The organism is Tsukamurella paurometabola DSM 20162, assembly GCF_000092225.1.
GTDB classification, from domain to species: domain Bacteria; phylum Actinomycetota; class Actinomycetes; order Mycobacteriales; family Mycobacteriaceae; genus Tsukamurella; species Tsukamurella paurometabola.
The window spans coordinates 2,347,863-2,369,464 of sequence record NC_014158.1 but is presented as its reverse complement, the minus strand read 5'-3'; the positions used below and the strand labels follow the sequence as shown (position 1 = coordinate 2,369,464).

The following is a 21,602-nucleotide window of genomic DNA, read 5'->3' as shown; positions in this document are numbered from 1 at the left end:
CTCGCTATCGGTGCGACCTCGCCGCCCGATCCCGATCCCAGTGAGCGAGAACCTCGGCGGTCCGGGGCCGCGCCTGGTTCGATGGACGGGTGAGCGCATCGGAAGAAAACCGCATCGTCACGGCCTCCCGCGATATCGCGGCCGCCGCGGACGTCATCTTCGAACTCATCGCCGACCCGGCCCGTCAGCCGGACTGGGACGGCAATGACAACCTCGCCGAATCCGCTCCGGGCCAACGGGTCCGATCCGTAGGCGATATCTTCGAGACGCTACTAACGAATGGCCAGGTCCGGGCCAACCACATCGTCGAGTTCTCCGAGGGGCGCGACATAGCATGGCGGCCCTCGCCCGTCGGCGAGCAACCGCCCGGGCACCTGTGGCGCTACGAACTCGTCCCTCTTGCCGACGGCGGCACTCGCGTCACCCACACCTACGACTGGACCGATCTGCACGACGAACAGCGGCTGCCGCGGGCCCGGGCCACCACACCGGACCGCCTCGCCTCCTCGCTCGAGCGCCTCGCGGCGGTCGCCGAACAGCGGTGAATCAGCTCCGCCGCAGCCTCGGCCTCGGCGATGCTGTCGCGGTCGGCCTGTCGGCGATGATCGGCGCCGGTGTCTTCGCGGCCTTCGCCCCGGCGGCCGCCGCAGCCGGATCAGCTCTACTCGGCGGTCTCGCGCTGGCCGCAGCCCTCGCCTATTGCAATGCGAGCAGCTCCGCACGGCTCGCGATCGTGTACCCGCAGTCCGGCGGAACCTACGTCTACGGCAGGGAACGGCTCGGGCCGTTCTGGGGGCATCTCGCCGGGTGGTGCTTCGTGGTCGGCAAGTCCGCGTCCTGCGCGGCGATGGCGCTGACCGTGGGTGCCTACGCCTGGCCCGCGCAGGCGCACGCCGTCGCCGTCGGTACCGTCGCCGCGATCACCACGCTGAATCTGTTCGGTGTCGAACGCTCCGCCCGGGTCGCTGGGGTCGTGGTCGCCGTGGTGGTCGGGGTGCTCGCGGCCGTCTCGGTGGCCGCGCTCACCTCGAACGCCGCCGATCCGGCACGGATCTTCGACGGTGCCGCCGGCGGGCCCTTCGGACTGCTGCAGGCGGCCGGTCTGCTGTTCTTCGCGTTCGCGGGCTACGCCCGGATCGCGACCCTCGCAGAAGAAGTGCGCGAACCCGAGCGCACCCTGCCGAAGGCCGTTTTCCTCGCGCTGGCGGTCACTCTCGGCATCTACGCCCTGGTCGGATTCGCACTGCTCGCGGTTCTTGGCCCGGATGGGGTGGCCGGTTCCGCGGCGCCCGTCGCCGACGCCGCTACTGCCGCGGGCTTCGGCGCCCTCGCTCCGGTGATCCGGGTGAGCGCCTGTATCGCGGCGATCGGCTCGCTCCTCGCGCTGATCCTCGGGGTCTCGCGGACCACGCTGGCGATGGCCCGCGACGGACACCTACCGCGGGCATTGGCCGTCGTCGACGAGCGCCGCGCCGTGCCCGTGCGTGCCGAGCTCGCCGTGGGTGTCGTCGTCGCGATGGCCGCTGCCACCGCCGATCTGCGTGCCGCGATCGGCTTCTCGTCGTTCGCGGTGCTGGTCTACTACGCCGTCGCCAACGCCGCGGCGTGGACGCTCGACCCGCGGGTGTCTTCTCGGGCCGTGCCCGCCCTCGGTGTTGTCGGGTGCCTGCTGGTGGCGCTGTCTTTGCCCGCGACAGCGGTGTCGATCGGACTCGTGGTGATCGCGGCCGGGGCGCTCTCCTTCGCCGTCACCCGGAACCGGTGACGGATCGGCTCAGCAACCCGATTGGGTGAGGGCTTTGAGCCAGCCTGCGCTTTGGTAGGCCCAGCCGTACACGGTGGCGAGGGGGGTGCGTTCCTCAGGGAAATCAGTCATCTGCAGCTGTGCCCGCGAGCACCGCTCCAGGATGAAGCGCGCGCGTTCGACGTGCGCCGTGGTGGTGACCACGATGATCTCGTCCCAGCGCCGCTCCTGCGCAAGTCGCCGTAGTTCCTGCGCCTCGCCGCGGGTGGTCCACGGCACCGGCAGAAAGCAGGTCACCTGCACATCGGGGACCCGCTCATCGCACAGTTGCTGCATGCGGGAATCCTGTGCGCCCACCGAGTTCGACAGCACCACCTGCGGCGCGAGGCCGCGCTCGGCGAGGGTGATCCCGTACTCGAAGCGGTCGTACGGATTCCCGCCGAGCACGACGATCGCGTCCGCCGGCCGCAACTCGTCGATCGTGCGGGGACGAATGTAGGCGCGATCGATCATCGCTACCACCAGCACCGTCACCGCCAGTACCACAGTGATGACCACGCGGCGCAGCCGTGGGCGGGTGCTCACCGGTCTTCGCACGAGAGAATTATCGCCGCGGTCGCGGCGTCGCGCACTGCCGGGGTGGCGACCGGCGCGATCGTGCGGCGGCGATCGCCGACACAGCGGTGGTGCGGGCCCGGAGGCCGGCCGTCACAGCCTGGCGTTCACCGCTGCCGGCCATGCGGAACGCTGCATGCCGTGTGCGGCGAGCAGTGCTAGCGCCACGCGCTCGATACCGAAGCCGAAGCAGGCGCTGTGCGCGACCGCACCGTCCACCGTGGTGATATCGAACCGCGCGCCGAACTGATCGCGGTGGTAGTTGCTCGACGCCACCGCCACGCCGGGCTGGTGAGCACCGTAGATGCGCACCATCAGTTCGGTCTTGAGCTCACCGGAACGCTGGTCGGCGGCCTGCGCACCGCCGCTCCCACCGAAGAACGGGTCGACAGCGGGGGTGCGCTCGACCTTCAGGCCCAGTTCACCGAGGAGATCGGCTGCACGGGCGATCCAACTGTCGCGGTGGGCGACGGCGGCTCGCTCGGTTCCGACCCGCACGATCTCGTGCATCCGGAAGCTCTGCATGCGGGCGGGATCGTTCGACGGCTCGGCGCGGAAGCAGTATCCGGCGACGTCGACCCATGCGCCGTCACGGGGGAGGGTGCCGGTGAGCATGGGGTACACGGGGTGGCAGGCCGAGGGCACCAGGGCCAGGTCGCTGGAGCGAAGGTGTCCGCCCCAGTCGTGGCCGGCGGCACGGCCGGCGAGCAAGAGCCGATGCTCGGCGTTCCCACCGGGGTAGGTGGCGACCGCAGCGGACAGGTGCGGGAAGGAGGCGATGTAGTCCGTGCGGTCGAGGATCTCGCGGGGCATCACCGGCGGGAATGCCAGCACGGTGGTTGCGCCGCCGTGCGCTTCGTGGATCGCGTCGGCGACGAGCGCGTCGACGCCGGCGACCAGCTTCTCGAACTCGGCGCCGCGACCGTACACGCCGTCGATGCCGCTGGGGATCAGATGTCCTGCCTCGAACAGCGAGGTACGAAACTGTTCGCGCTGCTCGTCCAGCCGGCTGACGCCGGACGAGTCGTCGGCGGCAGTGTCTGCGGTGTGGCGGGGAGCCGCGGTCAGGGTCATGGTGATCGTCTTCCGAGGCCGGTGACTGTAACGCCACTCACGCTAGCAGGCCAAGAGGTACGGTGGCGCCGTCTACGTCGCGAATGCAAACGATTCACGGACCCCGGTGCCGGCCGATCGGGCGGCGGACAAGGGGGCCAATCTGCACAACGCGTTGAGCAATTTTGCCTCCCATCAGCGGGAACGGCAAGCCGTGATCTCGTTCGCCGACCTCGGTGACGACCCGTGCCCGGTGAGGCCTGGGTCACAACCTCTCGCCACTGTGATGCTCACTATCGAAGATCGGTTCGGCATCGGGTTCCCGACAAAGTGATGGCCACGTCCGCCTTGGTGACGGTGTACCCGGGGGTGGGGACCGCTGCGGCGCGTCAGCGACCGCGACCGAGGAGGACCGAAGCCGCGGTCATCAGGAGAATCTTGGTGTCGAGCCACAGGCTCCAGTTCTCGATGTAGTAGTTGTCGTACGACGCGCGGTCGCGGATGTCGGTGTCGCCGCGCAGGCCGTGGATCGCCGCCCAGCCGGTGAGGCCGGCGTGCACACGGTGCCGGGACTTGTACGCGGGAATGTCGGCGCGGAACCGGTCCACGAAGTGCGGGCGCTCGGGCCGCGGGCCCACCATCGACATGTCGCCGCACACCACGTTCCACAGTTGCGGCAACTCGTCGATCGAGTACCGGCGCAGGAAGGAGCCAAGACGTGTGGTCCGGTCGGTCGACCAGTCGGCGTCGGCCACTTCATCGGGAACCGGGCGCATGGTGCGGAACTTGTACAGCGTGAACAGGTGACCGTCCTGGCCCACCCGGGTCTGACGGAACAATACCGGCGCCCTCGGATCCTGCAGTTTGATCGCGGCCGCGACGAGGGCCAGCAGGGGAGAGAACAGCAGCAATCCCACACTCGAGGTGATCAGCGAGGTGATCCGCTTGACCCGCCAATGGCTGGTGCGCAGGGCGAGGCGGCGCACCAGGACGAGCGGGATGGTGTGGATCCGGTCCATATCGCGGTCCTGATGCACGAATTCGTACAGCCGCGGCACGACGTAGATCTCGCAATCCAGGGTGTCGCACTCGCGCAGCGGGTCCACCAGGGTGGAATCCCGGTCGCGGGAGAAGGCCACGATCACCGTCTCGATATCGCGCTCCTCGATGAGACCTGCCAGGTCGTGGCGGCGGGGGATCACCTCCGTGGGGAAGAGGGTCGGGTCGAGCGGATCGTCATCCATCACCAGCACTGGACGCAGGCCGTACACCGGGTAATGGGACATCGCGCGCACCAGCTCGTCGGCGACCTTGCCGCCACCGATCACCAGGGTCCGGGCGCCGTTCTCCGGATGTGCGGCCCGGCGATGGCGCACCACCGCGTAGTACACCACCCGTAGCATCAGTAGTGCCACCCAGCACATCAGCACCTGGGGGATGAATGTGTGGTCGTCGTCCCAGTGCATCGCCATCGCCAGCGGGGCGAGAAGCCACGCCGCGATCACCAACTGCGGCAGGGTGTCCAGCGCGCTGAGCGTGATTCGGGCGCGATAGAGCCCGAACAGGTAGAAGGTCCCGATCGTCAGTGCGGTCCCGGCGAGCACCTTGGTCACGTGTGCCGCCGGATCGCTACCGGGGTCGTAGGTCGCGCCGAGGAATCCGGCCACGACGACGGCGTCCAGCACGGCGAGCAGCCAGGTGTGACGCCGGCGATGACGAGCGCGATTGCCCGACCGTCCGTTCCCGCTCATGCACCCCCTTCCCGGCGTGACGTCCTTCGCGACGTCAACAGGATGAATATACCCGTGGTCACGAGCTCCGGTTGTCGCCGTGGAGCCGGTAATGTCGCCGATCGCGCGACGCGAGCGGGACGCTGAGCTGATCCGTTTGCTGAAACAGCATCAAAGATTGCCAGAAACTCGCGGGCTGGTCAGAGTGGATGATATGACCCACGATCACAGCCACGCGCACACCGAACTCGGCATCCACGATTGGGCGGCGATGGCCGCGGAGCTGGAATCCGAGGCCGATACGTACCTTCCGTACGTCATCGGCGCACTCGATGATTTCGACGCGCGGCGTTGCGGTCCGGCGCCGTCGCGCATCCTCGACGTCGGCGCCGGACCCGGCGTCTTCACCGCCGAGCTCGCGCGGCGCTACCCGGACGCCGAGGTGATCGCCGTCGACGGCTCACCCGAGCTTCTCGAACTGGCTCGCGACCGTGCCGCACGCGCGGGCCTGACGATCGAAACGCTGCGCACCGACCTGCCCGGGGGATTCGCCTCGCTGCCGACCGCCGACCTCATCTGGTCGGCGCAGACCTTGCACCACATCGGCGACCAGGCCGCAGCCGTCGCGGCGCTCGCGGGACGGCTCGCGCACGGGGGCGTTCTCGCGGTGGCCGAGGGTGGATTGCCGACCCGTTTCCTGCCGCGCGATATCGGGATCGGGATCCCCGCCCTGCAGGACCGGCTCGAGGCGCAGATGGCCGAGGGCTTCGCCGCGATGCGAGCCGAGCTGGACGGCACCGTCGACGTGCCGGAGGATTGGCCGGCCTTGCTCCGCGCCGCGGGACTATCCGGAGTGCGGGCGCGCACCTTCCTGGTCGATCGCCCGGCGCCGCTCGAGGACGGTCCGCGGCGCACCGTCGCCCGGTTGCTCAGCCGCTACCTGCGGTTGCGAGAGCGGCTCAGCCCGCAGGACGCGGCGACCCTCGAACGGCTCACCCATGCCGAAGACCCGGCCTCCGTCCTGCATCGCGACGATGTCTTCGTGCTCGCTGCACGAACCGTGTACACGGGGATCGCAGAGTAGGAGAACCGGGTCTTCGGTCGCCGGCCGAGGGCGCGCCCTCGGCCGGCCTCGCCGTCAGGAGACCGTCGCGACGCCGTCCTTGAACGTGATGGTGCCGTTCTGGAACGTCTGCTTGATGGCCCCGTCCTCGGACTTCTCGTCGCTCGTCGGGTAGCCGAGCTTGCCGCTCTCGTGGCCCTGCGCGCCCCACTTATCGCCGATCACACCGTGCACCACGTGTGCGCCACTGGCTTCGCTCCAGTAGATGGTGCCGCCCTTGAGGGTGAGGAACTTGCCCTTACCGTCCGGCAGCTCCGCCACGGGGCCGAGCGGGGCACCGAGATGGCCCTTCTCGTAGCCGTACTGCGCGTACTCCGCGATGATCGGCGCGTCCGTGATGGTCACCTGCTGGCCGTCGTCCGCGGCGGCGATGGAGGTCGACGGAACCACGGGAGCCGACTCGGAGGCGCCGGTCCCGGTGCCGCCCGACCCGGCGGCGCTGCTCGGTGCGGCAGCGGTGCTGCTCGCGGCGTCGCCCGAGGAATCGTCTTTCGACGAGTTGCAGGCGGTGAGGCTGACCGTGAGTGCGGCGGCGGCGACGACTGCACCGAGCGTCCGGGTGGTCTTCGAGTTCATCTCTGCTCCTTCAATAGCGTGGATTGAACGAGAAAATGTAACCACAGAGTCGCAATTGTGTCAGCGCGGTCGCACGGTTTGTATCTGATTGACCGTGCCGAACGGCCCCGATTCGTCGTGCACCGTCGATGTCGTGAGGCCGCTACCGTCGGTACCGGTCGAGACCTTGGTATCGAAACCTATGCGATCGCCAACCGGATCGCGGAACAGGTGCGCCGTGAGGTCCAGGTTGGGAAACGCCACCTCGTGGGGGAGCAGGCGGCCGGTCATGCCGTTGGCGATATCGAGCAGGCGGGCGGCGCGGGCCACCGGACCCACCGGCTCGCCGTCGAGGAGGTGGACGGGGCTCTGCACCCAGTACGCACCGTCGCCGGGAGCCAGGCGGACCCGGCGCGTGCCGGCCGAGGCGATGAAACCGCCGGGCCACACCGTGGTCGGGTCCCACGGCGCCATCTCGGCGGACGGTGGGATCGGCGGCAGCGCGGATCCGGCGAGCGCGGCGGTGTCGCGGCGGTCCAGCAGCCAGGCGCGCAGTGTCAGTCCCACACGGCCGCCATGGCTCAGGCGGGCCTCGACGAGCTCGATGGTGCGGCCGGGACGGATCACCTCGACCGAGACGTCCACAACGTCCATCGGCAGCGTGCCGAAGATGTCGTAGGACAGCCGTGCGAGCCGGAGGTCATCGCCACGGCGGGCGTCCCGGTCGGACTCGATCGCGTGGGCAAGCAGGCCCATCGGCGGGGCGATGTGTTGTTCGGCGGTGTTCCAGCCGCCGGAGACGTGCTCGGTAGGACGAAAGGACGTCGCGGAGACCCGTTCGAAGTACGGCATGTCGGGAGCATACGCCTGCGACCTCGACCTTTCTTCCACTGGGTTAATCGCATATAACTCGATTCAGGCCGGGAGATGCGGAAGCCCCGCCTGCCGCAGGGGCGGGCGGGGCTTCGCGTGCCGGCGTCAGCGCTTGACGTCGAACCGGTCTGCGTTCGAGACCTTGGTCCATGCTGCGACGAAGTCGGTGACGAACTTCTCCTTCGCGTCGTCGGTGGCGTACACCTCGGCCAGGGCGCGCAGGATCGAGTTCGATCCGAACACCAGGTCCACCCGGCTCGCGGTCCACTTCTTGGCGCCCGTCGCGCGGTCGACCCCCTCGTACGAGGTGTCGTCGTCCGATGCGGGACCCCACTTCGTCGACATGTCGAGCAGGTTCACGAAGAAGTCGTTCGTGAGTGCTCCCGGGCGGTCGGTGAGGACGCCTTCGGTGTTGTCGCCGACGTTGTTGCCCACCACACGCAGGCCGCCGATCAGCACCGTCATCTCCGGTGCGGTGAGGCCCAGCTGCTGCGCCTTATCGACCAGCAGGTATTCCGCGGGTAGTGGCGCGCCCTTGGCGACGAAATTGCGGAAGGCATCCCACTTGGGCTCGAGTACGGCGAAGGACTCGATGTCGGTCTGTTCCTGGGTGGCGTCGCCGCGGCCCGGAGTGAACGGCACCGTGACCGAGATTCCGCCGTCCTTGGCGGCCTTCTCGATACCCGCGTTACCGGCCAGCACCAGAGTGTCGGCGAAGGAGACGAGTTTGCCGGTGTCGGCCGTGAATGCCTGCGCCACGCCTTCGATCGCGCGGATCGCCTGCGCGAGCTCGTCGGGTTCGTTGACTTCCCAGCCGGCTTGCGGCTGCAGGCGCAGGCGCCCACCGTTGGCTCCGCCGCGCTTGTCCGAGTCGCGGTACGAGGAGAACGCCGCCCACGCCGTCTTGATCAGGCGCGACGAAGACAGTCCCGTCTCCAGAATGCGGCCCTTGATGGCTTCGGCGTCCGCGTCGTCGATCAGCGGGTGGTCGACCGCGGGGATCGGGTCCTGCCACAGCTCCTCCTTCGCCGGGACCAGCGGCCCGACGTAGCGCGAGGTGGGCCCCATGTCGCGGTGCAGCAGCTTGAACCAGGCCTTGGCGAACTCCTCGGCCAATTCCTCGGGATGCTCGAGCCACCGCTTGGTGATCGCGCCGTAGATCGGGTCGAACCGCATCGTGAGGTCGGTGGTGAGCATCGACGGGTGGGTCTTGCCGTCGCCGAAGGCATCGGGAACCGAGTTGGCCCAGCCGTTGTCCTTGGGCTTCCATTGATTCGCGCCCGCGGGGCTCTTCGTGAGCTCCCACTCGTTGCCGTACAGGATCTCCAGGAAGCTGTTGTCCCACTTGGTCGGCGTGTGCGTCCAGATGACCTCCAGGCCACTGGTCACGGCGTCCGGTCCGACGCCGGTACCGTTGCCGCCCTTCCATCCGAGGCCCTGCTGTTCGATCGGCGAGGCCTCGGGCTCGGGGCCGTTCTCGACGGGGCCGGCGCCGTGCGTCTTGCCGAAGGTGTGTCCGCCCACGATGAGCGCGGCGGTCTCGACATCGTTCATCGCCATCCGGCCGAAGGTTTCGCGGATGTCGGCCGCGGCTGCGAGGTAGTCCGGAACACCCTCAGGGCCTTCAGGATTGACGTAGATCAGCCCCATCGTGCTGGCGCCCAGGGGTTGCTCCAGATCGCGCTTGCCGGTGTAGCGGCCGTCGGTGCCGAGCCACTCGTGCTCGGGGCCCCAGTACACGTCCTGCGGCTCCCACTCGTCGGTGCGGCCGAAGGCGAAACCGGCGGTGGTGAACCCCATGTCCTCCAGTGCCACGTTGCCGGCGAACACCAGCAGGTCCGCCCAGGAGAGCTTGCGGCCGTACTTCTGCTTGATCGGCCACAGCAGCCGGCGCGCCTTGTCCAGGCTCACGTTATCGGGCCAGCTGTTCAGTGGTGCGAACCGCTGCATGCCGGCTCCGCCGCCGCCGCGCCCGTCCTCCGTGCGGTAGGTGCCCGCGGAGTGCCAGGACATGCGGATGAAGAGCGGACCATAGTGTCCGAAATCGGCGGGCCACCAGTCCTGCGAGGTACGCATGAGCTGCACCAGATCGGTGCGCAGGGCGTCCACGTCCAGGGTTGCGACCTCGGCCGGATAATCGAAGTCTGCGCCCATCGGATTGCCCTCGACGGGGTTGTGCGCCAGGACGCGGAGATTGATCTCGTCAGGCCACCAGTCGCGGTTGTCGCCACCGGCTACCGGCGGCCGCAGCGACCCGTGCGCGACGGGGCAACCGCCGGACTCGGACTGGGGGAAGGGGGTCTGTTCCTCGGACACGGCGTTCCTTTCGGTACGTGAGTGTTTTCGGCTGTACAGCGGTGCGAGCGAACGCTCCTGCGCACTCGTCCGATGGCGGCTGAGCGCGGGGCTGAGGAGGTCGCTTGAGATCCACCATACGTCCGACGGCCGACAGAATCCAGATTTTCTGGAATTATTCAAGATTCAGTGAAAAACCGAGGTAGAAGGGCCTATCGGTCGGGAAGGCTCCGCCTATCGACGGGGCGAATGTCCCGAAACGGGCGGATGGTCAGACGCTGATCCGAGCGCCCATCAGGACGGTGCGATCGCCGGGCAGACTGAAGTGATCGGCCGCGTCGGCAGTCAGGTGCGAGGTGGCGATGAAGAGTCGCTTGCGCCACATCGGCATCCCCGGTTCATCGCTCAGGCGCAGGTCCATCTTCGACAGGAAGTAGGTCGCATCGGCCAGGTCGAGCCGGCCCTCCGTGTCCTCATCGGTCAGCAGGGCCAGAGCGGCCGGCAGATCGGGAGATTCCGTGTAGCCGTAGCGGATCGTGATGTGCGCGATTCCGTCGTACATGTCGCCGAGGTGGTCGACGGAGATACGCTCCGCGTCCTCCAGTCGCGGCCGGGTATCGGTCTCGATCGACGCGATCACGGTGTACCGGTGCCGGATGTGATTGCGCTCGACGTTCGCCCGCATCGCCAGTGGTGCGGTGTCGGCACCGCGGTTGAGGAACACCGCGGTGCCCGGCACCCGGTCGACCGGCGGAGTCCGCCGGCGCAGATCCTGGACGAAACCGAGGAGCGGTCCTTCCAGTGCTGAGCGGCGTGCCGACACCAGCTCCCGTCCGCGCTGCCAGGTCATCATCACGGTGAAGGCGAGGGTCGCGATCACCAGCGGCAGCCACGCGCCGTGGGGGATCTTCGTGATGTTCGCAGCGAGGAACAGCAGGTCGATGGTGAGCAGGACGGCGGCCGCGATCCCGAGCACCCAGGCCGGGATCGACCAGCGGCGCCGCGCTACGTAGAAGAACAGGATGGTGGTGATCGTGATCGTGCCGGTGACCGCCATGCCGAAGGCGTAGGCGAGCGCCGTGGAACTGCGGAAGGCCAGGATCAGGACCAGTACCGACACCATCAGCAGCCAGTTGATCCACGGCACGTAGATCTGCCCGTACGTCTTCGCCGAGGTGTGCACGATCCGCAGTCGCGGCAGATAGCCCAACTGCGCCGCCTGTGAGGCGACCGAGTAGGCGCCGGTGATCACCGCCTGCGAGGCGATCACCGTCGCCGCGGTGGCGAGCAGCACGAGGGGCACCCGGCCCCACTCGGGGGCGAGGAGGAAGAAGGGCGCCGAGATGTTCGCCCGGTCCTGCAGGATCAGCGCCCCCTGGCCCATGTAGCTCAGGGCGCAGGCCGGGAACACCACGAAGATCCAGCCGATCGAGATCGGACGCCGCCCGAAGTGCCCCATATCGGCGTAGAGCGCCTCGGCGCCGGTCACCGACAGCACGATCGCGGCCAGCGCGAAGAACGCGACATCGAGGTTGCCGGCCATGAACTCAAGTGCATAGGTGGGCGAGATCGCCCGCAGAACACCGGGTTCCCGGCTGATGCCCCACACGCCGAGCCCGCCGATCACGGTGAACCAGATGATCATCACCGGGCCGAAGACGCGGCCCACGGACGCCGTTCCGAACCGCTGCGCCAGGAACAAGCCGGTGATGATCACGACGGCGATCGGCACGATCGCCGCGTCGAACGACGGCTCCACCACTTTCAGGCCCTCGACGGCCGACAGCACGGATATCGCCGGGGTGATCATGCTGTCGCCGATGAACAGCGCGGCGCCGAACACGCCCAGGCCGATCAGGAAGCCGAGGGTGCGGCTGCGGTCCGTCACAGCCCAACGGCGCAGCAGTGCGATCAGTGCCATGATGCCGCCTTCGCCCTGGTTGTCCACGCGCATCGCGAGCAGTACGTAGGTGATGGTCACGATGAAGGTGGCCGACCAGAAGATGAGCGAGACCACGCCGTAGACGTTGGCGGGGTTCCACCGGCACCGGGTGCGGATCGCTCGGGCTGAAAACGGTCTGCAGCGTGTACAGGGGGCTGGTACCGATATCGCCGAAGACGATCCCGAGCGCACCGACGACACTGGCGAGGCGGAACAGGTTCGCAGGGCGCACCGTTGCTGCGGTCACTGCGTCAGCGTAAGGCAGCGTTTGCGATCGCGCACCCCGATCGTGCCCGCGCGGTCAGAGCTCCCGGGTGATCGCGTCGAGCAGCACCGTATGCCGTCCGGATTCCGGGTGCGATCCCGGTTTGCCGCTGCTCACCACCCCGACCGCGAGTTCGCGATCCGGATCGGCCCACATCGCGATCTCGGTGAGTCCGGTGTGGCCGAACGCGTTCGGTGCGTGCCTGCCGAACGGACCGAACCGCTCGGAGCCGAGCATGTAACCGGTGCCCCAGCGCAGCGGTGCACCACCGGTGGCGAAATCCGGGCGGAGCCGACGGGCCTGCCGAGTCGCCGCGGCCAGGGTCTCGGGGCGTAGCACGCGCACCCCGTCGAGTTCGCCACCGCGCCGCAGAATCTCCGCGAACCGGGACAGCTCGTCGGCCGTGGACACCAGATTCGACGAGGGCACGATGCCGGTGAGGAACTGCGGCGAATTCGACATCGGGACGATCTGCTGCATGGTGCCGCCGACCACCTTGCGGAAGGCGGCCTCGATAGCGGGCGGAGCGGGCTTGCCGGTGGCGTAACTCAGGCCGACCGCGGCCACATCGTCCGGCGCGACACCGAAGTTGGTCCACCGGAAGCCCAGAGGTTCGAGGATGTCGGTGCGGGCGATCTCCCGGATGGTGCGGCCGGTCGCCGCGAGCACCAGTTCGCGCACGAGGGGGCCCCAGGTCAGCGCGTGGTAGAAGTGCAGGCGACCGGGGGAGTACACCGGCTTGATCGCGGCCAGCATGGCCCGCGTGTAGTCGCTGTCCTCCGACCGTCGCAGGTCGGGCCGGGGCCCCGTGTTGATCGGGATGCCTGCGCTGTGGGTGAGCACGTGCCGCACCGTGATCCGGTCCTTGCCGTCGCTGGTGAACTCCGGCATGTAATCGCAGACGTGCGCGTCCAGCGCCAGATCGCCGCGTTCGATGAGCCGGTGCAGCACGGTCACGGCCACGCCCTTGGCTGTGGAATAGGTGCAGAAGGGCGTCCCGACGGTGACGGGGATCGGTTCGGAGTCGTCGGTGTTCGATTCGAGCACCGGTCCGTTGCCCCGTGCGTGGCCGATGGCCCGATTCAGCACCACAGCGCCGCGCTGCCGCACGCATACCTGGATCGCCGGCTGCATTCCGGCCGCGTACCACGATCGCGCCGCCAGCCACACTCGTTCGACGGCCCGGGGGTCGACGCCGGAGTGGTCCTCGGTGCCGATATCGGTGACCGCGTCCAGATCACGCGGAACGCGGATGCGGCCCTCGGCGGCCGCCACGGTCTCGATGCTCACGAATTCACCCTACGGTCGCCGCGGCCTGGGTGCCCGGAACCACCCGATAGATTGGCGGTCGTGAGCATCAGCGCCGCCCTCAAATTGGCCTACGCCGCCATCGCCGTGGTCGACACGGCGCTCTCGGCTTCGGCGAAACCTGAACGACACCATGCCCGCCGGTTCACCAAGCCGCTTCTGATGCCCGTTCTCGCTGCGTCGCTCGTGGCCGATCCGCGGGCTCGGACCTCCCCACTGCGTTCGTCCACCCTCGTCGGCCAGGCCGCGGGCTGGGCCGGCGATGTGGCACTGCTCGGCGACGAGCCCAAGCACTTCGCGCTCGGAGCGGGCAGCTTCGCCACCGGTCACGCCGCGTACACCCGTGGGCTGCTGCGGCAGCGCGGCGCCGAGGTCCCGCTCGTGCGGCCGGCTGCGGTCGGGGCCCTGTGGGCCGTGGGGGCGCCGCGCACGGTGGCCGGCGCGTATCGCGCCGCACCCGCGCTCGCCCCGGTCCTGGCCGGGTACTCGGCGATGCTCGCCGGCACCGCCGCGGCGGCCACAGTGCTCAATCCGGACCTCCCTGGCGGAGCGCGGCGCGCGACCCTGGCGGGCGCCGCACTGTTCCTGCTCAGTGATTCGATTCTGGGGTTGCGCAAATTCGTTCTCACCGACCCGCCCGCCTGGCTCGAGGGCGCGGTGATGGCGACCTATACCGGGGCGCAGTTCCTCATCGCCGAGGGTGCGGCGCGCGCGGGAGCGGCCCGAACCGGGGCCGCTTGACTCTTACACCGTGTCAGGACGGAGGCTGGATTCCGTGACCGACACCCTGGATCTCATGCCCATCGGCAGGTTCTCCTCGATGAGCCGGATCAGTGTCCGCATGTTGCGCCACTACGACGCCCACGGTGTCCTGGTGCCCGCCGATGTGGACCCGATCACCGGCTACCGGCGCTACACGCCGGCCCAACTCGCGGACGCCGCGGCGATCCGCCGGCTGCGGGACGTGGGCTTCGGGGTGTCCGCCATCGGAGCGATGCTCGCACTGCGCGGCACGCCCGGGTACGACGCAGCGCTGGCGGCGCACCGCGTCGTGCTCGCGCTGGCCGCCGACGAGGCGATCGGCAGGCTCCGGCTCCTCGATCAGTTGCTTACCGAGAAGGACACCGCCATGGACAGCACGACCACCGAAACCGTCGCCGTCGAGACCGTTCCCGCCCGCACCGTCGCTTCGCTGCGAGGCACCGTTGCCGACTACGCGGCAGAGGGAACACTGTGGGAACGATTGTTTCCCGCCCTCCAGGAGCAGGGCATCGTGCCCGGCGCGCTCGGCGGGTGCATCGAGCACGACGACGAGTTCCGCGAGCACGATGTGGACGAGTCCGTCTTCGTCGACGTACCCGCGGGGACGACCGCGCACGCCCCGGTCCGCATCCTCAACCTTCCGGAGCGGCGCGCCGTGGTCGCCGCGGTGGTCGGTCCGTACCACGAGGCGATCCCACGCGCGCATGAGCTCATCGGTGCCGCGGTGGCGGAGCAGGGGCTGACCTTGACCCGTACCACCGGGGATCCGGCGACGCACCACTTCAACGTCTACCTCGACGACCCGTGCGCGGTGCCGCCGGAGCGGCTGCGGACGAAGGTCTACGTCCCCGTCGTCTGAGGCCCTGTCTGAGGCCCCGTCTGAGGCTCGTCCGGGCCCTCGGCGGCGCCGTCGGCCTGTGCGTCCGCGAGGTCGTCCTCGACGGCCGCGGTCTCGGCCGCGACCAGGGAATCGGGGCCGGCCTCGTGGGTGCCCTTCGTGCGCGTGGGGATGGCGTGCATGATCAGCACCACCAGGCCGCCGACGATCACACCGAATACGGCCGAGGCGAGGGTGTTGGCCAGCCAGCCCGTCACGGCGCCGATCGCGGGCACCAGGTCGTGCACCCACACCTCGAAGGAGTGGACCACCGAGTAGGGGGTGTGCCAGCCCAACTCATCCAGACCGACCAGCAGGATGTGCCCGCCCACCCAGCACATCGCGACCACGCCCACGGTGGCGAGCGTGCTGAGCACGCCGGGCATGGCCTTGACCAGGCCGTATCCAATGCGGCTGACGGTGGGCGAGGACTTCTTCGACAGAGCCAGGCCCACGTCGTCCATCTTCACGATGAGTGCGACCACTCCGTAGACCAGCGCGGTGATCGCGATCGCCACGACGATCAGGATGACCGCGCGCTGCCACAGGATCTCGCCGGCGACTTCATTGAGCGCGATGACCATGATCTCGGCGGAGAGGATGAAGTCGGTGCGGACCGCGCCGCTGACCACCTTGTCCTCGTCGACCGGGCCGGTCGAGGACGACGGTGCCTCGACCCCGCCGTCGCCGTGGCCACTGACCTTCTCCCAGATCTTCTCCGCGCCCTCGTAGCAGAGGTAGGTGCCGCCGAGCATCAGGATCGGCGTGAGCGCCCACGGCGCGAACTGGCTGAGGATCAGTGCTGCGGGCAGGATGATCAGGAGCTTGTTGCGCAGCGAGCCGATCGCGATGCGCTTGATGATGCTCAGCTCGCGTTCGGGCTTGATCCCCTGCACATAGCGCGGGGTGACGGCCGTGTCGTCGACCACCACTCCCACGGCCTTCGCGCTGGCTCGTCCGGCCGCGCCGGCCACGTCGTCCACCGATGCGGCTGCCAGCCGTGCGAGCGCGGCGATGTCGTCCAGCAGCGCCGCGAGTCCTCCACTCATGGCGTCAGCGTAGCGGCGCACCCGTGCCCGTGTGGACGCGACCGGCGACCGCGCTCGGATCGCGACGGTGGATGCGGCCTCGGGCGCGGTGGCGTTCGGGACGGTGGTACCGCTCCCGGCCGCGGGCGCGCCGCCGGGTCGGCGTCTCGTCGCGGAACCGGCACGGTGGGGAAGTGGGCTTTCGCACGTTTGACGGAGTGCGGCCACAGGCCGCTCGGCGTAGGGGAGGATAGTGGGGGAACCGTTACATGGAGACGAAGAAGCGTTCGCAAGAGTCGACCGACCAAGACATTCGGGAGAGAAGCAAAAGCATATGAGTGCGCAGCAGCAGACCATCATCTACACGCTGACCGACGAGGCGCCCCTACTGGCCACGGCAGCGTTCCTGCCGATCATCCGCACGTTCGCCGGCCCCGCCGGCATCGACGTGCAGACCAGCGACATCTCGGTCGCGGCGCGCATTCTGGCGGCCTTCCCGGAGCGGTTGACCGAGGAGCAGCGGGTCACCGACAACCTCGCCGCCCTCGGCGAGCTGACCCAGGACCCGTCCGCCAACATCATCAAGCTTCCGAACATCTCCGCGTCGGTGCCCCAGCTGCTGGCGGCCATCACCGAGCTACAGGAGAAGGGGTACGACATCCCCGATCTGCCCTCGGAGCCGAAGACCGACGAGGAGCGCGATATCGCCACGCGCTATTCGACGATCCTCGGCAGTGCCGTGAATCCGGTACTGCGCCAGGGTAACTCCGATCGGCGCGCACCCAAGGCCGTCAAGGAGTACGCCCGCAAGCATCCGCACAGCATGGGCGAATGGTCGATGGCCTCGCGCAGCCACGTGGCGCACATGAAGCACGGCGACTTCTACCACGGCGAGAAGTCGATGACGATCGACAAGGACCGCGACGTCCGCATGGAGCTGGTGACCGCCGACGGCAACACCAACGTGCTCAAGCCCAGTGTCACGCTCGGCCCCGGCGATGTCATGGACTCGATGTTCATGAGCAAGAAGGCCCTTCTCGACTTCTACGAGGAGCAGATGCAGGACGCCTACGAGACGGGCGTGATGTTCTCGCTGCACGTGAAGGCGACGATGATGAAGGTCTCGCACCCGATCGTGTTCGGTCACGCGGTGCGCGTCTTCTACAAGGAGGCCTTCGCCAAGCACCACGACCTGTTCGAGGAGCTCGGGGTCAACGTCAACAACGGCTTGGGTGACCTGTACGACAAGATCGCGACCCTGCCGGCATCGAAGCATGAGGAAATCGTCAAGGATCTGCACGCCTGTCATGAGCATCGTCCGGAGCTGGCGATGGTCGACTCCGCCCGGGGCATCTCGAATTTCCACTCGCCGTCCGATGTGATCGTCGACGCCTCGATGCCCGCCATGATCCGTGCCGGCGGCAAGATGTACGGCGCCGACGGCCGCACCAAGGACACCAAGGCCGTGATGCCGGAATCCACCTTCGCGCGCATCTACCAGGAGATCATCAACTTCTGTAAGACCAACGGGGCCTTCGATCCGCGCACCATGGGCACTGTTCCCAACGTGGGCCTGATGGCGCAGAAGGCCGAGGAGTACGGCAGCCACGACAAGACCTTCGAGGTGCCCGCGGCCGGCACCGCGAACATCGTGGACAACGCCACCGGCGAGGTGCTGCTCTCCCAGGAGGTCGAAGAGGGCGACATCTGGCGCATGTGCACCGTCAAGGACGCCCCGATCCGCGACTGGATCAAGCTCGCCGTCAACCGCGCCCGCAATTCCGGTACGCCCGTGTTGTTCTGGCTCGACCCGTACCGTCCGCACGAGAACGAGCTGATCGCCAAGGTCAAGGCGGAGCTGGAGAACTACGACACCGAAGGCCTGGACATCCAGATCATGTCCCAGGTGCGCGCTATGCGGTACACCCTCGAACGCGCGATGCGCGGCCTCGACACGATCGCCGCCACCGGAAACATCCTGCGTGACTACCTCACCGACCTGTTCCCGATTCTCGAGCTCGGCACGTCGGCCAAGATGCTCTCGATCGTTCCGCTGATGGCGGGCGGCGGTATGTACGAAACCGGCGCCGGCGGTTCCGCGCCCAAGCACGTCAAGCAGCTCGTCGAGGAGAACCACCTGCGTTGGGATTCGCTCGGCGAGTTCCTCGCGCTCGCGGTGAGCCTCGAGGAGACGGGCCTGAAGAACGACAACAAGCACGCGGTCACCTTGGCCAAGACGCTCGACGCCGCCACCGGCAAGCTGCTGGAGAACAACAAGGCCCCGTCGCGCAGCACCGGCGAACTCGACAACCGAGGCAGCCAGTTCTACCTCGCTCTGTACTGGGCGCAGGAGTTGGCCGCGCAGACCGACGATCCGGAATTGGCGGAGAAGTTCGCGCCGTTGGCTGCTGCGCTCGCCGAGCACGAGGAGACCATCGTGGCCGAGCTCGCCGCGGTGCAGGGGGAGCCGGCCGACATCGGCGGCTACTACTACCCGGATCCCGAGAAGATGGCGACGGTGATGCGACCGAGCGCGACCTTCAACGCCGATCTGGACTCCGTGCAGTCCTGATCGCCTGAGCTTCCGACGGGCGCGGGCATTGTCGACTTCGGTCGGCGATGCCCGCTTCTCGTTGGGGACGAGCGTCGATCAGGCGGCTGACGGGGCTGCCAGTCCGACGATCATGTCGGCGATCGACGCGAGATCGTTCGCCGAGCGGGCAGGGTCGGGGTCGGCGATCTGCTGAAGGATCAGACCGTCGATCGCGGCGACGGTCAGCCGGGCCAGGCGGTCGTAGGGGACGCTACTGACCTCCCCGGAGCGGGTAGCGGCCTCGACGCACCAGTGCCGTACGGCGTCGACGTAGCGCTCGTACTGCTCGCGCGCGAGGTGCTCGAGGCCGGGGGTTCGCACCGCATGCGTAGTCAGCTCGTATTGCAGGGCCTGGAGCTCTCGCCGGCCCTCGACCAGTTCGGACCAGAAGTTGGCCAGGCCGCGCCGGATCGCGTGTTCGAGGCCGCCGTCGGTCTCCGCCGAGCGCCGCAGCACGTCGGCGATATCGTCCACCACCTGCTCGATCACCGCCTGGAGCAGGAGCTGCTTGCTGGGAAAGACGTGTTGCAGGGTGCCGAGTGGAATTCCGGCCTCGGCGGCCACGGAGCGCAGGCTAGCGCGGGCCACGCCGTCGCGGATTAGCACGCGCCGTGCGGCTGCGACGATCTGTGGCGCGCGGACGGCGGAGTCGACGTAGGGCATAGCACCTCCGGGTGTTCGCTTCGCGGTCCAGCAAATCACATCGGCCAAGGCCGGAGGCCTTGGCACCGCAGTGTGATCCGGGCTACCCTGGATACAGTCATACGACTGACTGAGTTTAAGGAGATGGCGATGCCTGATGTTGATGTGATCGTGGTGGGTGCGGGACTGGCGGGGCTATCCGCGGCGCGGGCGCTGGTTGCCGCGGGAAAGACCGTGCGCGTCCTGGAGGCGCGCGAGCGCGTAGGTGGCCGCAATCTCGGCGGCGAGCTGAGCAATGGCGTCGCCGTCGAACTCGGCGGCCAGTGGATCGGTCCCGACCAGAGCGCAGCGCGTGAGCTCATCGCGGAGCTCGGACTCGCGCTGTATCCGACGTACGACGAGGGCGATGCCATCACCGTCATCGACGGCCGCGTCGTGCGCTACAGCGACGAGAGCTTCGGCTTCCCCTCGACGACCCTCGCGGAAGTCGCTCGCCTGTGGACAGACCTGGAGGGCCTTGCGGCCGGCGTCTCGCCCGCCGCGCCGTGGGAGGCCGCCGGTGCCGAGGATCTCGACCGGCACAACGTCGACACCTGGCTGTCCGCGAACACCCACGATGAGCTCGCCCGCTCCTTCTTCCGGATCATCGTGCCCGCCGTATTCTCCGCGGAGACAGCCGAGCTTTCCCTCCTTCACTTCCTCGCCTATATCCGATCGGGCACGAATCTCGCCACGCTCATCGCCACCCGGGGTGGAGCGCAGGACGCGCGGGTGGCTGGCGGCCCGCACCTGATCTCCGAGAAGATGGCCGAGCAGCTCGGCGCCGCGGTGCAGCTGGGGGCCGTGGTCCGCACCATCAACCACGACGATGCCGGCGTCACGGTCAGTTACGAGGCGGTGGACGGCGGCCCCGGTGCGACGGTCAGCGCGGACTCCGTGATCGTGGCGATCCCCCCGACGCTCGCCGGCCGGATCCGGTACCTGCCGCCGCTGCCCAGCGCCAGAGACGGTCTCACCCAGCAGATCCCCGCCGGGTCGGTGATCAAATTCCAGGTCGGGTACGCGAGACCGTTCTGGCGCGATCACGGACTCAGCGGCTTCGTGATCAGTCTCGACGACGCTTTCAATGTGGTTCTGGACAATTCGCCCGCCGACGGTCGATGCGGCGTATTGGCCGGTTTCCTCGAGGGCAGGCACGCGCGCGAGGCGGCGGCGCTCACGGCCGAACAGCGGCGTGCGCAGGTGATCGCATCGCTTGTGAAGTACTTCGGCGAGGAGGCCGCCGACCCCTTCGATGTGCTCGAACTCGATTGGGCGGACGAGGAATTCACCCGCGGTTGCTATGGCGGACGGCTCGGCAGCGGGGTATGGACGCAGTTCGGTGCGGCGCTCGCCGCACCGGTCGGCCGTATTCACTGGGCGGGCGCAGAGACCGCGGATCGGTGGAACGGGTACATGGACGGCGCGATTCGATCGGGGCGCCGCGCCGCAGCGAATATTCTATCCGCTGGGGGCGAGCCTTTACTGTAGTGGTGTGAGTGATGGATCGGCCCGCCCACCGCGGCGGACGCAGGAGCAGCGGCGCGAGACGACTCGCACCGCGCTGCTCGATGCGACCATCGAGAGCCTCGCCGAGGTGGGGTACACCGGGACGACCACCCGGGCGGTCGCCGCGCGCGCCGGCCTGACCCACGGAGCCCAGCAGCACCACTACGGGACCAAGCTGGCCCTCGTCGATGCGGCGTTGAAGCGGTTCGCACAGACTCTCGCCGAGTCCGGGCCGGCGGTGCAGATGGGCCGCCCCGAGTCCACCTCGGTGTCGGAGTGGGACCGCTGCGTGGAGCTCCTCGATTCGCTCTGGGAGATGCACCGGCGCCAGCCCGTCGTGGGGGTCATCTCCGAAATGCTGGCGCTCTCGCGGACGGATCCGGAGATCCGGGAACGGATGGCGGAGAACTCGACCATCGCGCACCTCATCGCCCGGTCATCGACCGCGACTGCGCTCCCCGGGTTGGCTCGGGTGGACGGATTCGGCGAATGGGTTCTGACGGTGCTGGCCGCGATGCGCGGCCTCCTCATGCTGCAGCCGCTCGGGTTACAGGGGGAGGCGGGTCAGACGTGGGATTCGATGCGCGATGATCTCCTCGCCGCGCTCCGCTCGAAGGCGGCGGCGCAGGGCGTCGTGGTCTGATCGGGC

17 protein-coding genes and 1 pseudogene are annotated in these 21,602 nt (G+C 68.4%); 8 read left to right on the top strand and 10 right to left on the bottom strand.

Features of this window, described 5'->3' with window-relative positions:
• Positions 1-89: 89 nt before the first annotated feature.
• On the top strand, positions 90-545 hold the full coding sequence (locus TPAU_RS23510) for an SRPBCC family protein (RefSeq protein ID WP_013126905.1): 456 nt from the start codon (positions 90-92) through the stop codon (positions 543-545).
• Positions 542-1,765, top strand: a complete 1,224-nt coding sequence (locus tag TPAU_RS11390; protein ID WP_013126904.1) for an APC family permease — start codon at positions 542-544, stop codon at positions 1,763-1,765. Before TPAU_RS23510 ends, TPAU_RS11390 begins: the two co-directional genes overlap by 4 nt.
• Positions 1,766-1,774: 9 nt before the next feature.
• On the opposite strand, the gene TPAU_RS11385 is transcribed toward TPAU_RS11390, so the two are convergent.
• The 3 genes from TPAU_RS11385 to TPAU_RS11370 form a co-directional block, all read right to left on the bottom strand.
• Complete coding sequence (locus TPAU_RS11385; RefSeq protein ID WP_245537786.1) at positions 1,775-2,329, bottom strand: YdcF family protein; 555 nt, start codon at positions 2,327-2,329, stop codon at positions 1,775-1,777.
• 123 nt (positions 2,330-2,452) lie between these two features.
• Positions 2,453-3,433, bottom strand: coding sequence for an amino acid--[acyl-carrier-protein] ligase (locus TPAU_RS11380; protein ID WP_013126902.1), 981 nt, complete (start codon positions 3,431-3,433; stop codon positions 2,453-2,455).
• 368 nt (positions 3,434-3,801) lie between these two features.
• Entirely contained in the window at positions 3,802-5,163 is a 1,362-nt protein-coding gene (locus tag TPAU_RS11370) for a sugar transferase (RefSeq protein WP_013126901.1), read from the bottom strand.
• Between the two features lie 193 nt (positions 5,164-5,356).
• On the opposite strand from TPAU_RS11370, the gene TPAU_RS11365 reads away from it, so the two are divergent.
• On the top strand, positions 5,357-6,226 hold the full coding sequence (locus tag TPAU_RS11365; protein WP_115329616.1) for a class I SAM-dependent methyltransferase: 870 nt from the start codon (positions 5,357-5,359) through the stop codon (positions 6,224-6,226).
• 54 nt (positions 6,227-6,280) lie between these two features.
• On the opposite strand, the gene TPAU_RS11360 is transcribed toward TPAU_RS11365, so the two are convergent.
• The 5 genes and pseudogenes from TPAU_RS11360 to TPAU_RS11340 form a co-directional block, all read right to left on the bottom strand.
• Positions 6,281-6,841 carry an LGFP repeat-containing protein gene (locus TPAU_RS11360; protein ID WP_013126899.1) on the bottom strand — a complete coding sequence of 187 codons (561 nt, stop codon included), beginning with the start codon at positions 6,839-6,841 and terminating at the stop codon, positions 6,281-6,283.
• 60 nt (positions 6,842-6,901) lie between these two features.
• Positions 6,902-7,672: a thioesterase family protein gene (locus tag TPAU_RS11355; protein ID WP_013126898.1), complete on the bottom strand. Its 771-nt coding sequence runs from the start codon at positions 7,670-7,672 to the stop codon at positions 6,902-6,904.
• 126 nt (positions 7,673-7,798) lie between these two features.
• The gene (gene katG / locus TPAU_RS11350) at positions 7,799-10,009 is read right to left on the bottom strand and encodes a catalase/peroxidase HPI (RefSeq protein WP_013126897.1); all 2,211 of its coding nucleotides are present in this window, start codon (positions 10,007-10,009) and stop codon (positions 7,799-7,801) included.
• Between the two features lie 250 nt (positions 10,010-10,259).
• Positions 10,260-12,177: pseudogene (locus tag TPAU_RS11345) on the bottom strand (potassium transporter Kup).
• Between the two features lie 54 nt (positions 12,178-12,231).
• Entirely contained in the window at positions 12,232-13,485 is a 1,254-nt protein-coding gene (locus tag TPAU_RS11340) for a serine hydrolase (protein WP_013126896.1), read from the bottom strand.
• Between the two features lie 60 nt (positions 13,486-13,545).
• On the opposite strand from TPAU_RS11340, the gene TPAU_RS11335 reads away from it, so the two are divergent.
• The gene (locus TPAU_RS11335) at positions 13,546-14,244 is read left to right on the top strand and encodes a lysoplasmalogenase (RefSeq protein ID WP_013126895.1); all 699 of its coding nucleotides are present in this window, start codon (positions 13,546-13,548) and stop codon (positions 14,242-14,244) included.
• Between the two features lie 34 nt (positions 14,245-14,278).
• Entirely contained in the window at positions 14,279-15,124 is an 846-nt protein-coding gene (locus TPAU_RS11330) for a MerR family transcriptional regulator (RefSeq protein WP_013126894.1), read from the top strand.
• Here the strand turns inward: TPAU_RS11330 and TPAU_RS11325 are convergent.
• Positions 15,106-16,191: a DUF808 domain-containing protein gene (locus tag TPAU_RS11325; protein ID WP_013126893.1), complete on the bottom strand. Its 1,086-nt coding sequence runs from the start codon at positions 16,189-16,191 to the stop codon at positions 15,106-15,108. The two genes, TPAU_RS11330 and TPAU_RS11325, sit on opposite strands and share 19 nt — an antisense overlap.
• 313 nt (positions 16,192-16,504) lie before the next feature.
• On the opposite strand from TPAU_RS11325, the gene TPAU_RS11320 reads away from it, so the two are divergent.
• Complete coding sequence (locus TPAU_RS11320) at positions 16,505-18,742, top strand: NADP-dependent isocitrate dehydrogenase (RefSeq protein WP_013126892.1); 2,238 nt, start codon at positions 16,505-16,507, stop codon at positions 18,740-18,742.
• A 78-nt stretch (positions 18,743-18,820) separates the two neighbouring features.
• Here the strand turns inward: TPAU_RS11320 and TPAU_RS11315 are convergent, their stop codons facing one another.
• Positions 18,821-19,426: a TetR/AcrR family transcriptional regulator gene (locus tag TPAU_RS11315; protein WP_013126891.1), complete on the bottom strand. Its 606-nt coding sequence runs from the start codon at positions 19,424-19,426 to the stop codon at positions 18,821-18,823.
• A gap of 129 nt (positions 19,427-19,555) precedes the next feature.
• On the opposite strand from TPAU_RS11315, the gene TPAU_RS11310 reads away from it, so the two are divergent.
• Both TPAU_RS11310 and TPAU_RS21910 read left to right on the top strand, forming a co-directional pair.
• Positions 19,556-20,935: a flavin monoamine oxidase family protein gene (locus TPAU_RS11310; RefSeq protein WP_013126890.1), complete on the top strand. Its 1,380-nt coding sequence runs from the start codon at positions 19,556-19,558 to the stop codon at positions 20,933-20,935.
• A gap of 4 nt (positions 20,936-20,939) precedes the next feature.
• A complete protein-coding gene (locus TPAU_RS21910) occupies positions 20,940-21,596 on the top strand; it encodes a TetR/AcrR family transcriptional regulator (protein ID WP_013126889.1) in 657 nt (218 codons plus the stop codon).
• Positions 21,597-21,602 lie beyond the last annotated feature (6 nt).